The following is a 14035-nucleotide window of genomic DNA, read 5'->3' on the forward strand; positions in this document are numbered from 1 at the left end:
CTAAATTCTTACCTTGGGATTGACCCTCGCTATTGTTCTATGTTTCGAGCTTCTTCGCAGAATACTCAAATGGCAATCCGCCAAATTCAGTACCGAGACTTGGATGCGGTCGATCAACTCTGTCCAAACCCCGCAGATACCGATCAGCCCGCTTGCTCAACGGTGCGCGAGAAGCCTCTGTCGATTCGACATTGGTACGGTCTGCTCAAACTCCTCAGCCTGTTTCCCAATCCCTTTCAAAATTCGCTTTGCGTCTATGTGGCAGAACTGGGTCAGCGCGTTCAAGGCGTGATTCAGGTGTCGCCGTTTAACCGCACGGGTAGCACGTGGCGGGTCGATCGCGTCGCGGTTGCGCCCGCCTCAAAACCTGACAGCGATGAGTCCCAAACCGATACTCCAGTTTTGACCAAGATGGACGTAGGCTCCCTCTTGTTGCGCTATTGTCTGGAGCGAATTTGGCAAGCGCGAATCTGGATTTTAGAAATTGACATCAATGATCAAGCGGCGTTAGCGCTCTACCGACAAAACGGGTTTCAGCCCTTGGCAAATATGACCTACTGGTCGATTTCGGCAGAGCAGTTGCAAGAGCTGTCCGAACGAGAGCCAGATTTGCCGAATCTACTGCCTGTCAGCAATGCAGACGCTCAGTTGCTCTACCAACTCGATACGATGGCAATGCCGCCACTCGTACGGCAGGTCTTCGATCGTCATATTCAAGACTTTAAAACGAGTCTGTTCGGTTCTCTGATTGATTGGGCGAAGCAATGGATCACCGGAACAGAGTGTGTGAGCGGCTACGTATTCGAGCCGCAGCGAAAAGCCGCGATCGGGCACTTTCAAGTCCGGTTGTGCCGCGATGGGTCGCAGCCGCACAACGCGCAGCTAACGGTCAATCCTGCTTACACCTGGCTCTATCCTGAGCTAATGGCGCAAATGGCGCGCATTACGCGAGAAGTGCCCGCTCAATCGCTGCAAATGGTGTCTCCAGACTATCAGCCCGAACGAGAAGATTATCTAGAGCTGATCGGAGCAAGCCGAATTGGACACACGCTGCTGATGTCGCGCTCGGTATGGCACAAAGTCCGAGAAACGAAATCGATCACAGAAGGACTCCAGATTGCAGAAATGCTGCAAGGCTTACAGCCTGCTCGAAAACCCGTTCCAGGTCGAATCTCAATGCTAAAGTCGGTGAAGCCGCTTCCCCCTCAGCCCAAGAAAGACTCTAAGGGCGGTGATCCTCATGGCGGCGATCGCTATTGCTAAATGGCAAAACTTTCGGCGCTAGGACTAGATGTTGGTCGCAAACGAATTGGTGTCGCTGGCTGTGATGGAACCGGACTGATTGCGACCGGATTGTTTACCATTGAGCGCAAATCGTTTGGGCAGGTAGTAGAGATTCTTCAGCAAACGGTTCTCGAACGAGATGTTCAGCTTCTCGTCGTGGGTTTTCCCTATTCCATGAATGGCACGATTGGATCTCAGGCAAAAGAAGTTCGGAAGTTTGCTAAATCGCTGTCTAAGGCGCTGAATCTGCCCGTCGAGTACATGGATGAGCGCCTCACGAGCTATCAGGCAGAACAAATGATGCATGCCCAGCGAATCGCTCCATCGCGCAACAAAGGACTGATCGATCGCAAAGCTGCCGCCATCATTTTGCAACAATGGCTCGACCAGCGCCGCCAAGACTTGAAAAAGCCCGAAACCGAGACATTAGAGAACTTAGGAAACAGCGGAATTCAAGTCTGATGCCTTATTTTTTCAATTAGAGATTACGAACTACAAATTCCAAAGTCATTCCGTGTCCATTTCACGAGATACTACTTTTTGGAAGACGAACCGCAACTTCGTTAGGAAGCTCCAGAACTGCCAATGAATCGAGATAGAGAAAGTCCAATGGAAGACGACAGCTTAGATATGGATACCCCCACCGTCACCCTAACTGATGAAGCCGGACTCCAGTTGACCTGCTACATCGAGCATTCCTTGGACGTGGATGAACAGGAGTACGTCTTGCTACTGCCCGTTGACTCCCCCATCGAAATCTTTGCATGGGAAGAAAACGGTGACGAAGACGAAGCCGTCTTGGTGGAAGACCAGGAAACGCTGGATCAAGTCTTTGCGATCGCGAAAGCGGTTTTAGAAGAACAAAATCTAGCGCTCAAACGAACGGCTGTGGTGCTTACGGTAGAAGGCGACTTGCCCGACCTAGACGAAGACGAAGAGTGGGCAGGAGTCGAATCTGACTCAGATGACGAACAAGAAGAATTACAGTTGCTCGCCAGCTTTTGGCATGAAGAGCAAGAATTCGCCATTTATACTCCCCTTGACCCATATTTCATCTTGGCAAGATTGGATGGTGACGGACGGCCCCATCTCCTGTCTCAAGAAGAGTTGAAGAAAATTGAGCCGATGCTGCCAATGCTCGAAGATCAATTGTTTGATGAGATGGAGTAGGCAATACAGCCCAAATTTGACGGGAGAAAAATTGCCAATCTGGTTTTTTTCTCCCTTTTTTGCTTATTAAGAGTTCTAATAAATGTTGACTAATAGGCGAAGACGATTAATATTTGTTTCTTGGCAAAGGCAATAGCTGATCCCCGAATTACAACATCGCCATGAAACTAGCCCAGCGCTTTGCATCGTTCTCTATTTTTCTCGTCTTGGTGTGTTCTGCCCTTGGTTTCTCGGCGTGGCGAGCACAGGCTTGGTGGAGTCAGGCAAGTGCGCCGATTACGCCTGCCTCAGCGCCTGCTCAAAGTAAGCGGGTAATTATTCAAATTCCTCAAGGCACGACGGCTCAAGGCATTGGTCAAGAACTGGAAGCAGCAGGCTTAATTCGGTCGGCCAAGGCGTGGGAACTGTGGTCGCGCTGGTTGGCGTGGAAGTATCCCGATGGGGGCTTTCAAGCTGGAAATTATGAGCTTTCGACTACCGAACCACTGCAATCGATCGCCGAAAAAATTTGGTCAGGTCAGGTTGCACAACGTAGCTTCACCATTCCTGAAGGCTGGTCGGTCAAGCAGATGGCGAGTTATTTTGAGCAACAAGGATTCTTTCAAGGAGACGATTTTCGGGCAGCGGCGCGGCAAATTCCGGTAGACCGCTTTCCGTGGTTGCCCAAAGATGCGCCTCACTTAGAAGGATTCTTGTATCCCGATACTTATCAAATCGCCGCAGGAGATGTCATTACGCCTCAGCAAGTGATTGACCAGATGCTCAGCCGATTTGAGCAGATTGCTCTGCCGATTTACAACCAAAATCGGGGTAACACGGCGTTATCTCTGGCTCAATGGGTGACGCTCTCTAGCATTGTAGAAAAGGAAGCCGTGATTCCGGGCGAGCGTCCTTTGATTGCTGGGGTGTTCTCCAATCGCCTGAAGCAAAACATGACGTTAGGCTCTGATCCAACGGTAGAATATGCGCTAGGCGTCACCCAAACGCCTGAAAATCCGCTGACGTTGAGTCAAGTCGAGACCCAATCGCCGTATAACACATACATCAATGCAGGATTACCGCCGACCGCGATCGCGAGTCCTGGACTTGCTAGCCTCAAGGCCACTCTCAACCCAGAAGCGACCGATTATCTCTACTTTGTCGCTCGCTATGACGGCACTCACGTGTTTAGCAAAACCCTAGCAGAACACGAATCGGCTCAAGGTTCGATTCGAGATTCTGTCGATGCAAAGGCAAACCAAGCTCAAGAAAAGGGTCAACAGCCGTCTAGCTCCAAAAACTGAGGTGTCTACGATCGCTGAGGTTTGGATTTGTCTCAAATCCCTTTAAACTGGTAAGGAAGTAACCTGAAGCCGCGATCATTCGTAGCGTTCTTTTCTACGGACGACGCTCTGATTTCTTGTATTACTGAATGGGATCTTTTGGACTGTCACTGGTTTTTGAGGTCTTGATCCAGTGCTTCCTTTCCTCCGAACCATCTTATCCTTTTGGCTGCATACGATATGTCTTGGGGCAAACTTCTTCAACCCGACTTATTCCTAGAAACCACAATTTTAGGACTGACTCCTGAACTGATTCAACGGAACCACTTAAAGGGTCTAGTTCTAGACGTTGATGAAACGCTTGTCCCAATTACTAGCGCAAAAGCTTCGGAAGAGTTGTTGCCTTGGGCAGAGCAAGTCAGACAAGTCACCCAACTTTGGTTGGTGAGCAACAACATTAAAGAAAACCGCATCAGCCGGATTGCTAAGGCATTAAATGTGCCCTACATCACTGGAGCCAGAAAACCCTCGCGGCGTAAGCTTAGACGGGCTGTGGACGGAATGGGGCTGCGACCAGAGCAAGTTGGGATGGTAGGCGATCGCTTGTTTACCGATGTTTTAGCGGGGAACCGTTTAGGCATGTATACCATTCTGGTGAAACCAATGGTCGATCCTACGATTGCGACAGCGAGACGCTATCCAATTCATACGTTTGAGTTTTGGCTATCTCAAGCTCTAGGAGCTACGCTAACGCCGCACAAGCCCTAAATCTTAAAAAATTATTAGAACCAATGAGTTCTTCAGAAACTTCTGGCATTCTTGGTAGAGATAAATTTGAGCCAGCGAAAATAAAGGCCCGACTCATAAATCGCTATGAATACCAGGCAAAGCGTCAACCTTGAAAAAGATTGGCGCTTCGTCCGTTAAGGAGCACGGGTGCCGTGCCTCTACAGATGCATGCTTCTGAACCACCATCTTTTGAACAGGAATTACCGCTCATCGAATCTGTTGCAGTTTGCCAGACAGAACTTGAGCATAATTTTGACTTCCAAACTGACGGGCAAGTTCGACTGCTTTCTTAAGATCAGACCGAGCCGCTTGACGATCGCCAACTTCCTCGTAAGCGCGGGCACGGTATTCGTAGGACTTAACCGACTGAGGATTGAACTGAATCGAGGTCGAGAAGTCTTGAATTGCAGAGCGGTAGTTGCGTAGCCAGAAATAAGCGACACCGCGATCGAGATAAGGACGACCTTCGCCTTCAGGAGCTACTTTAGTCGCTTGAGTAAACGTTTCCACTGCCCCCGAATAGTCTTTGGCAGCAATCTTCTGATATCCTTTCTCGATCAGTTGCCAAACAGTTTCCCGCGTTCCCTGTAGTCCTTGGACTTGATTCAGCTCTAACAGATTCAACTCACCTTGATAAATTTGCCGAGCCGTTTGGAGAACTTGCAGGGATGTACTTTTCTGAGAATCGGTCACCGACTGCTGAAAATCGCCCAATCGCTGACGCACTAGCGCCAGTCCTGAATAAGCACTGGCAGAATCTGGATCAACGCGGAGGATTTGGTTATAGCTGGCGATCGCATTTTGCAAATCTCCTAACTGCATGTAAGCAAATCCTTTGCCACTATAAGCTTCCTTAAATTTTGGATCGATGCTAATGGCACGGTTAAATTCTTCGATCGCACCCTTATAGAATTTAGCTCTAAGCTTTTGTAATCCCCGCTCAAAAAACACATGGCTGCTCTGAGTTTGCTCTTGAATTAAAACTGGTAAACTAGCTTGAGCCGCCGAGGGAAGTGATAGACCAAGCAGCAGCATGGCAACACTATGGCAAGCGACATGCCAAGCCAAACGAGATGCAGGAATTCCTTTCCTGCACAACAAAGAGGTTTTCATAAGTTCAATCTGAGTTTAGACGGCGACTATCGATTGAAAGCGCACCCACTTCTCGCGATTTGCAACTCCATTCGTGCGTTTAGACGCTCACTCAAAATTACAAATAGAGAAGTTATCTAGTAGTGCCCAGTCAGCCGTCGAACGATCGCAGTAAAATCCACAGTATTTGTTGAGCATTTAATTTGTTGAGCAGTTATGTCCGTATGGACTTATGCTTCGTCAAACTAGGGAAACCTTCGACCTGCTTCGCAAGGAGGGATGAAGAATGAGCGATGAAAAAACAATCAAGATTAGTTTCTGCATCATTGTCAAAAATGAAGAGGAACAGTTGCCACGCTGCTTGGAGAGCGTACGCAGCGCAGTAGACGAAATGATTGTGGTCGATACAGGATCGCGCGATCGCACCATCGATATTGCCAAGACGTATGGTGCATCGGTCTATTCCTTCGAGTGGTGCGACGACTTTTCGGCAGCTCGAAATGAGGCCCTGCGACATGCTCAAGGGGACTGAATTTTAGTATTGGATGCAGATGAAGTCTTAGTTCCTGATGTCATTCCTGCCCTAAAACAAGGAGTTCAGAGCGAGCAACAGTTGGTGATTAATTTGTTGCGCCATGAGATAGGGACTGCCCAATCTCCTTACTCACTGCTATCTCGATTGTTTCGACGGCATCCTGACATCGAGTTCACCCGTCCCTACCACGCAATAATCGACGATCGCGTCAGCGAACTCCTACTCCGTGAACCTCACTGGCGGATCGGACACTTACCAAAAGTGGCGGTTTTACATCAAGAATATCGATCTGATGTAATTGCAAGGCGAGATAAATTTAATCGAGCGCGTCACACGATGGAGGGATTTCTAGCAACGCATCCGAATGATCCATATGTATGTAGCAAGCTAGGCGCGCTCTACGTCCAGATAGGAGAACGAGAAACAGGATTGGAGTTGCTGAGAAGAGGACTGCGATCGATTCACAGCGATGCTAAAGAAAATGCTCTCCACAACACTTCAACACTTTATGAGCTTCACTATCATTTAGGAAGTGCTTACGCTGAATTACAGCACTTCAATCAAGCAGAGCAACACTACCAAGCCGCCATTCAGCAACCCATTCCTGCCAAACTGAAGCTAGGAGCAATCAACAATCTAGGAAATCTTCTCAAAGACAAAGGGGACTTGAATAACGCAGCAGCACTCTACCAGCAAGCGTTACACGTCGATCCAACTTTTTCAGTCGGCTATCACAACTTGGGTGTGACGCTCAAATCAATGGGACAATTGGCTCCTGCGATCGCGCAATATCAACGCGCGATCGCCCTGAATCAGGATTATGCAGAAGCTCATCAAAACCTTGGTGTAGCTCTGATGAAAGTGGGACAAGTGAGGGAGAGCTTAGAGGCATTTCGACGGGCGATCGCGCTCTATCAGCAGCAAGGGTCGTCGGAGGCTGAACGGCTGAGGCAAGGTCTATATGCTATGGGCTTCCAGGTTTAAATCTTGTCAAAGAACTATGCCGTTAGTTGAGCGTTCTGCTCTTCGGTTGAGTCGCTTTGGGCTTGAGCCGCGATCGCGAGCTTTTCTTCCTGAACTTCTTTTTCCTGGAACAGCAGACCGAGGAGATGCACGATCGCAAGTCCAGTCGCGCCAACCGAAATTAGGTAGCTATGCAGGGTATAAAGATGCTCAACGGTAATAGTACTAACGGCTCCCCCAGTTAGGGCATCTCGCAATTGCGGGCCAATCAGAGGCAAGGCTTCGATCGTGCCAAGCTCGATTCTAAAGCGCCAGAACCCAAGCTGATCCCAACTTAAAATCATCGCTGTCCAGCTTAAGCCAATGGCTGATAAGGTCAGAAAAATTCCACTAATCCACCCAACAAGCCAACTGCGACGGAATCGCTCTCCCAGAAACATGACGACAATTTGAACCAAGGCAATCACAATTAGAAGGTTGCCCGAAATGTTGTGCATCGTGTGAACCAGCCAACCGTAGGGAATGGTTTGGTCAATATCTTTCAAGGAGCTATAAGCCCCGCCTGCACTAGGCTGATAGTAGAATGCCAGTAAGATTCCAGATGTCACGCCGATCAAGGTCAGCGTCAAAATCGTAACCGCAAGAATTGTCGATAACCGTCTGAGATAAAACGCAGTGTTGCTCATAAGTCGTACACCATTTGTAAGGAGTATGTGTACCTTCGTTAAGTTTTATCTTAGCGCAATGTAAAGGTTTGTGAACTTCCTCAATTATTTCTTTGTCCATCAGAGCGTGTCGTTCGGCAAGCAACCTCAGTAAGCCTGAATAATTACGAACCCTTCAAGTTAACTCGCTGCTCTCAATGTTATGTAACAATGTATGAACTTTTAGGCTGGCTCAACTCCTCCCAAACGTAGACTTCGCTCCTTAATCCGCCTCAGAATTGCGAAGAAGGCTTGCCCATTGATGGACCACTTTAGGCGTTCCGTACCAGTCTCCAGGAGAGCGCGGTGAGTGCCAAACGTTTTTCAAGGTAATGTTTTCTGCCCCGTCTAAATGAGCCGCCGCGATCGGGGTAATGCCATCGCCCCAACAGTCGCCTCTGCCGCCCGTCAATTGGTAGCTGCTGTACGCTAACCAACTCCCTGGGCGGCGCACTCCAAACACCGATTTCCCGGCAACACACAGATAATGCACATTTGGGTAGAATGCGCCTGGATAGGTGAGATTCACAAAGTTCAAATTTTTCAGCGTCCAGCGTTCGTAGCTGGTTTGGGGCGTGCCTAATGTGACGAGATTCGCAACATAGCGATGTGCACTCCAAGCATAAATGCGGTTGTCCACCATGCCATGCACGTCATAGAGCTTTTCCCCCAAATAGATCCGGGCAATCCAACCGCCTGCCGAATGTCCAATTAAATTAATGCGTTCGACGCCGTACTGCTGCCTCACTTGCTGCACCGTTTGATCTAACCGCTCCAAAATGGGCAGAATGGAGCGCCCTCCCAAGGTGGGGAACCAATCCCGCTTTCTAAGAGGCACGGTCACGGTGGGAAACCCCATTTCAACTAGGGTTTGCTGCATTTGTTGGTAATCGATCGCGCCTGCAAGGTAGCCCGGAAGAATAACACTCGGCAATGGCATAAAACTAAACGATGAAGATGCTTATAGAATCTTAAAGCACTGTTTCTGGGTTTCTGATGGCGAATCAAGTAGGGACGTTATACGGCGTTGGTATTGGCACGGGCGATCCAGAATTAATTACGCTGAAAGGATTGCGAATTTTGCAGCGATCGCCGGTGGTGACCTTTCCAGCAGGCGTTGGGAATCAGCAAGGCACAGCAGAAGCGATCGTAGCGTCTTATCTCCGGGCAGAACAAACTCGGGTTGCGATCGCGTTTCCTTACACTCAAGATGAAGCCGTTCTCTCAGAAGCATGGCACGCGGGAGCCGCACAGGTCTGGCATTACCTCAACCAAGGACAAGACGTTGTGTTTGTTTCAGAAGGTGACGTGAGTTTCTATAGCACCTTCACCTATTTAGCTCAAACGCTGCAACGTCAGCATTCAGAGGTTAAGGTAGAAACAATTCCAGGGATCTGCTCTCCACTAGCGGCGGCGGCAGCGCTTGGCATTCCGCTGACCATTCGCCATCAAAAACTCGCTATTCTGCCCGCCCTCTACACCGTATCAGAATTAGAAACAGCGCTTCGGTGGGCGGAGGTTGTTGTTCTAATGAAAGTAAGCTCTGTTTATCCGCAAGTGTGGAAAATTTTGGAGCAGCATCAGTTATTAGGGCGGAGTTATGTCGTTGAACGCGCTACGTCCCAACACCAGAAAATTCATTCGGATTTAATCAACTGTCCTACGTTAGAATTGCCTTACTTTGCCATCCTGATTATCCACGTCGAAGCATAACGTTGTCCTCCGACTGCGAATTACGCCTTACTCATTGCTATGTCTTCTGCTCTCTCTGCCTTCTTCCGTAATCTGCCAGAGAATATTCAGCAACCTGCGTCGATCGCACTTTTAGGATCGATTTCGGCTCATGCGTTCTTTTTCGCCTCCTTGCCTGCCTTCACCTCTTCTCAGGAAAATCAGACCGATCCCTTGCGGCGCGTAGATGTGGTTGAATTATCGCCAGAGCAACAAAGCCGCCTGCCAAAAATAGGCTCTTCGCTCGGTCTATCTCCCCTACAGCAACCGCCAAATACTCAGCTCCAACCGCCTCAAAATCAGACAACTCCGGTTCCCAACAATCCGCTACTCTACGACATTCCTGGCCTCAGCACTCCGATCTTGCCCGATCCGCAAGCTCAATCCTCGGACTCAAACGCACTGCTGAGAAAATATATCGCTGAGCAAAATGCGGCGATTGCACGCCGCCGCGAACAGTTAAAAAATCTCACGCCGAGCCAGACGCAACCGGAATCGAATACACCTGAAACCCCCGATCCACAGTCGGAAGCGATCGCAAAGGCGATTAACAATGCGCCAAATGCTCAAATTCCCTTTGTTAATCCTGACGATCCAAATGCAAACTTCAGGTTTGAAGGACAACAGCCGCCACAACCTGAACAGTCGTCTAGCCCAGCCCCATCCAGCCCGACTCCCCTCCCTCCGGGTGAGACCACGCCCTCATCTCCAACCGCCTCGACGCCTGCAACGCCTGCTCCTTCATCGACAGCAACGCCTTCACCGACAGCAACGCCTTATGCCGCGAGACTGTTAGAAGAACAGCGCCAGCTATACGCTTACAACCGATCGGATACAGATGCTGATCCACGGTTTGCAAAATCTGGATTCAAAGCACCCGATCAAAACTGGGTCGCTTGGAAAACCGAGAATATTCAAGAAAAGCTCGATCGCAAGGAACTGGCTTTAGTCGAGCATCCGACCAAAGAGGAAGAGTTAGAAAAAGGCATTCCAGTGCTGCCATATCCCATTTCCTTCGCCATTCCTCGGTTTCAGCAAAATACAATTGTGATTGCCGCCACCGTTGGAACCGATAAAAATTTAATAGGAGAGCCAGTCTTGCTTGGCAAGTCAGGATACGGCGCGTTAGATCGAGAAGCGATTCGCTACGTGAAAGAGCAAGTCAAAACCTATCCTGCTCCTGAGAAACCGACGGTTCACCGATTTGTGTTCAAATATGCGCCGCCAAAAAGCCAAGCGGTCAGCTAAGCAGGGTTTTGGCAAATCAGAAGCTTCGCCTAGGGAACCCCTTGAGAGCCTAGCAGAGCGATCGCTCATTCGCGTTACACTAAAACCTAATGGTAGAGCGTAGAGTAATTATGCAGGTTCGAGCCTTGGTTGTAGTGGCGGTTTCGGCGCTGATGTGGATGTTAACGGGGCTGTTTCCCCCCGATGCGCTGGCGCTAACGCAGATTAAACTATCTGACTTGTCTTATCACGAGTGTTCGGCAGAGGTTGGAGCCGGAACCGTGACCAGTGGCACGTCACAGGCGGCAAGCTGCTACATCGTGACCGGAACGGCAACCAACCCGACCGATAAACTGATCGTGAATGCAGATATCTTTGGGCGCATCTTCGATGCCAACAACGACTCCGTGATGCAAAACCGCACCCGTCTCGGATCGATTGAAGAAGTTCCGCCTGGTAAAAGTACGTTTGAGTTGAGAATCAGCGTCCCAGCAAATCAGCCGACTCCGCTTCAGCTCAAGCAATTCAAAGCGGCAGGATTTACGGGAACCGTAAGACGATAATCTGTTGCCCTCACCCTTTGCGCAAAAGAGAGAACACGAGTTCTAGCTCTCTTCTATGGGGGAGAATTGAGGTGAAGATAAATCCTGATCGCAAGTGTAAATTCATTCTTCTAAACCGAATCACGAACGGCATAATAGGTACGGTTCTGTCGCCCCGGAAATTATGAGTTTAGAAAAGCGTCGTTGGTTTCAAGTGGCACTGCAACTTGAAGGATCGATTGTGCCTGACGTGTTGCCGCGATCGCTGTTCTGTGGGTTTTTCGGTCTGCTCATTACCGTGTTTTATTTTTATGGGCTTCCCGTTTCGCTTCCCTTTCTCGCGAGTTTAATTCCTAACATTGTCTTAGGTTTGCTTTTAGTGTTTCGCACCAACACTGCCTATGAGCGCTATTGGGAAGGGCGGAAATGCTGGGGTATGGTGGTGGTCAGCGTTAGAAATTTGGCGCGGCAGATTTGGGTTGCGATCGCAGAACAAGGGGAGCAAGATCGAGCGGATAAATTAATAGCCCTAAATCTCCTTGTCGCGTTTGCGGTCACAACCAAATTTCATCTTAGACAAGAACCAATTGGTGCAGAATTAAAGAATTTTTTATCGGGTGAGCAATACACCAAACTGCAAACTATGAACAATCCGCCGCTTGAAGTGGCGTTTTGGATCGGAGACTATTTGCAGTTGCAATATCACCGCGATCGCCTCAACATTCATCAACTCACGGCGATGCACAAACTTGTAGATAATTTAATCGAAGCGTTGAGCGGCTGTGAGCGAATTCTCAAAACACCGATGCCATTAGCGTATGCGATTCATCTCAAACAGTTACTGTTGCTGTATTGTCTATCGCTGCCGTTTCAAATGGTGAAAGATCTAGTGTGGTGGACGGCTCCCGTTGTGGTTTTGATTAGTTTTACGCTGTTTGGCATTGAAGCGATCGGGATTGAAATTGAAAATCCGTTTGGGCGAGATAAAAATGATTTGCCATTAGATACGATTTGCGAGACCATGAGCCGGAACATTCAAGATCTTGTAAGTTTGCGACCCAGTCTTTCAACGACGCGATCGATGGAATCCTAATGCGATCGCGCTGCCGATTAGCAATGTCGGCGTTAGCCAATCTCCATATCGGACATAGAGCGTCTGGGTTTGGCGGGGGTAAATGACGCCTGCATGAAGTTGGTATTGATGGGGCTGCGATCGCCATTGAATCCGTCCGTGAGGATCGACAATGCCAGAGTAGCCCGTATTGGTGGCGCGAACCATCCAGCGATCGGTTTCGATCGCTCGCATCACATCATGGGCTTGATGCTGCTCCATCAAAACAGTGCTGTAGGGATCTAAATTTGAGGCTGTAATTAAAAATCGCGCTCCGGTTGCCACTTGCGATCGAAACAACTGAGGAAAGGCGGATTCATAGCAAATTCCAACCGCAGCGCGACCGAAGGAGGTCTCAAAGTGTTGGTCAATTTGCCCTGGCAGCATCGAAGATTGTACCGGAGACAGCCGACCGATCAGTTTGCCGATCGTCGATTCAAATGGAATGTATTCTCCCAGTGGAACCAGCTTCACTTTGTTAAATCGCCCGATTGTTTCACCCTCTGGTGCAACTGCAATTAAGCTTTGAGTGTAATGGCTTCCCTCGCTTAGAAACGTTCCAATCCAAGCGGGAACACGCTTCTCTAACACGGCTTGGTAGACTGAATTTTGTTGATTGATGCCTTCCCAAAGAAACGGCAGCGACCCTTCAGGGGTGAGAACAACATCAACATTTTGAGCAACCAGATTTCGATATCCCGTAGAATATCCGTCTAACGCTTTTTTTAATCCATCTTTAAATAATTTAATGCGAGTGGGTACATTGCCTTGAACAATGCCAACTTTAATGGCGGATGATTCGTTAAGCGCATGGCTATACATTGTGAATCCGACGAGATGCAATCCTAAAAATACTGCGATCGCACTCGCGAATAGCAACCTGGAATTTCCCCCAGTTCTCCTGCCGATCCAAGCTTCTGCTAGCAATCCATTCACCGCTACGATCGCGGCACTCACCATCATTGACCCTGAAATTTGCCCCAAATGAAGAATCGCTAAATTGTGAGGGCTTTGAGTAAACGAGAGCGCCGTCCAGTCAAGCGGCGTCCATTGTCGAATCGTTTCTAAGGCGCACCAAAGGGCTGTGCCTACCAAAACTCTGAGACCCGGTGGAATGCCAAAGCGCCCTATCCACCGCATGCCCCATGTCCACAAGCAAACACAGGCCGTTCCCCATAGGGTAATAAAACTCCACGCAAAGGCCACGATCGCCACACTCGCAACCCAAGGAATGCCGAGCCAGGTCAGCGGATGCAAGCCCGTCAGCCAAAATAAAGTTGAGCCGTGGTAAGCAATCCCCCATAGGAGCGGCAGAACAAAGGGATGCATCACGGAAGGAAGAGGACGCAGCTTAAGTTCTGTATTGCGTACCGACATCACCCATAACGGGACGAGCGCAACCCATGCTAATCCCCATAGACTAAACGGAGCGGCGGCAAAACTCATCAATACACCACTCAAGAGGGCGATAAACGCAGGGCGCAACACCACAGGAAACGCAAGACTGCGCCAACGATGATCTTTCAAAATTTCCAATTGACTCTCTCAAATCGGCATACTGACCACTCTACTCAAATTGAGAGGTCACTAGCGACAATCAATTCTGACGATCAAATCTATGAGCC

The 14035-nt window shown here is 49.1% G+C and carries 15 protein-coding genes; 11 read left to right on the top strand and 4 right to left on the bottom strand.

Annotated elements, in window-relative coordinates:
- The first annotated feature begins 39 nt into the window (after positions 1-39).
- From AC5JLB_RS21175 to AC5JLB_RS21195, 5 genes are all read left to right on the top strand, one after another.
- Positions 40-1263 carry a GNAT family N-acetyltransferase gene (locus AC5JLB_RS21175; protein ID WP_495875802.1) on the top strand — a complete coding sequence of 408 codons (1224 nt, stop codon included), beginning with the start codon at positions 40-42 and terminating at the stop codon, positions 1261-1263.
- Positions 1264-1746 carry a Holliday junction resolvase RuvX gene (ruvX, locus tag AC5JLB_RS21180; protein WP_495875803.1) on the top strand — a complete coding sequence of 161 codons (483 nt, stop codon included), beginning with the start codon at positions 1264-1266 and terminating at the stop codon, positions 1744-1746.
- A gap of 147 nt (positions 1747-1893) precedes the next feature.
- Positions 1894-2454: a DUF3727 domain-containing protein gene (locus AC5JLB_RS21185; RefSeq protein ID WP_495875804.1), complete on the top strand. Its 561-nt coding sequence runs from the start codon at positions 1894-1896 to the stop codon at positions 2452-2454.
- A gap of 161 nt (positions 2455-2615) precedes the next feature.
- Positions 2616-3737: an endolytic transglycosylase MltG gene (mltG, locus tag AC5JLB_RS21190; RefSeq protein ID WP_495875805.1), complete on the top strand. Its 1122-nt coding sequence runs from the start codon at positions 2616-2618 to the stop codon at positions 3735-3737.
- A 219-nt stretch (positions 3738-3956) separates the two neighbouring features.
- Positions 3957-4484, top strand: coding sequence for a YqeG family HAD IIIA-type phosphatase (locus AC5JLB_RS21195; protein WP_495875806.1), 528 nt, complete (start codon positions 3957-3959; stop codon positions 4482-4484).
- A 228-nt stretch (positions 4485-4712) separates the two neighbouring features.
- On the opposite strand, the gene AC5JLB_RS21200 is transcribed toward AC5JLB_RS21195, so the two are convergent.
- On the bottom strand, positions 4713-5618 hold the full coding sequence (locus AC5JLB_RS21200) for a tetratricopeptide repeat protein (protein ID WP_495875807.1): 906 nt from the start codon (positions 5616-5618) through the stop codon (positions 4713-4715).
- A gap of 265 nt (positions 5619-5883) precedes the next feature.
- On the opposite strand from AC5JLB_RS21200, the gene AC5JLB_RS21205 reads away from it, so the two are divergent.
- Together AC5JLB_RS21205 and AC5JLB_RS21210 are read left to right on the top strand one after the other, a co-directional pair.
- Complete coding sequence (locus AC5JLB_RS21205) at positions 5884-6129, top strand: glycosyltransferase (RefSeq protein ID WP_495875808.1); 246 nt, start codon at positions 5884-5886, stop codon at positions 6127-6129.
- A gap of 9 nt (positions 6130-6138) precedes the next feature.
- A complete protein-coding gene (locus AC5JLB_RS21210) occupies positions 6139-7116 on the top strand; it encodes a tetratricopeptide repeat protein (protein ID WP_495875809.1) in 978 nt (325 codons plus the stop codon).
- Between the two features lie 14 nt (positions 7117-7130).
- Here the strand turns inward: AC5JLB_RS21210 and AC5JLB_RS21215 are convergent, their stop codons facing one another.
- Both AC5JLB_RS21215 and AC5JLB_RS21220 read right to left on the bottom strand, forming a co-directional pair.
- Positions 7131-7781 carry a cytochrome b N-terminal domain-containing protein gene (locus AC5JLB_RS21215; protein WP_495875810.1) on the bottom strand — a complete coding sequence of 217 codons (651 nt, stop codon included), beginning with the start codon at positions 7779-7781 and terminating at the stop codon, positions 7131-7133.
- Between the two features lie 241 nt (positions 7782-8022).
- Positions 8023-8739: an esterase/lipase family protein gene (locus AC5JLB_RS21220; protein ID WP_495875811.1), complete on the bottom strand. Its 717-nt coding sequence runs from the start codon at positions 8737-8739 to the stop codon at positions 8023-8025.
- Between the two features lie 56 nt (positions 8740-8795).
- On the opposite strand from AC5JLB_RS21220, the gene AC5JLB_RS21225 reads away from it, so the two are divergent.
- The 4 genes from AC5JLB_RS21225 to AC5JLB_RS21240 all read left to right on the top strand — a co-directional run bounded on the left by AC5JLB_RS21225 (position 8796) and on the right by AC5JLB_RS21240 (position 12392).
- Positions 8796-9512, top strand: a complete 717-nt coding sequence (locus tag AC5JLB_RS21225; RefSeq protein ID WP_495875812.1) for a precorrin-2 C(20)-methyltransferase — start codon at positions 8796-8798, stop codon at positions 9510-9512.
- A gap of 39 nt (positions 9513-9551) precedes the next feature.
- Positions 9552-10778 (top strand): hypothetical protein, encoded by a 1227-nt coding sequence (locus tag AC5JLB_RS21230; RefSeq protein WP_495875813.1) that lies wholly within the window; start codon positions 9552-9554, stop codon positions 10776-10778.
- Between the two features lie 89 nt (positions 10779-10867).
- The gene (locus AC5JLB_RS21235) at positions 10868-11320 is read left to right on the top strand and encodes a hypothetical protein (protein ID WP_495875814.1); all 453 of its coding nucleotides are present in this window, start codon (positions 10868-10870) and stop codon (positions 11318-11320) included.
- A gap of 163 nt (positions 11321-11483) precedes the next feature.
- Positions 11484-12392: a bestrophin family protein gene (locus AC5JLB_RS21240; protein ID WP_495875815.1), complete on the top strand. Its 909-nt coding sequence runs from the start codon at positions 11484-11486 to the stop codon at positions 12390-12392.
- Here the strand turns inward: AC5JLB_RS21240 and lnt are convergent.
- Entirely contained in the window at positions 12366-13946 is a 1581-nt protein-coding gene (gene lnt / locus AC5JLB_RS21245; RefSeq protein ID WP_495875816.1) for an apolipoprotein N-acyltransferase, read from the bottom strand. The two genes, AC5JLB_RS21240 and lnt, sit on opposite strands and share 27 nt — an antisense overlap.
- Positions 13947-14035 lie beyond the last annotated feature (89 nt).

The sequence above is a fragment of the Myxacorys chilensis genome (genome assembly GCF_059505265.1).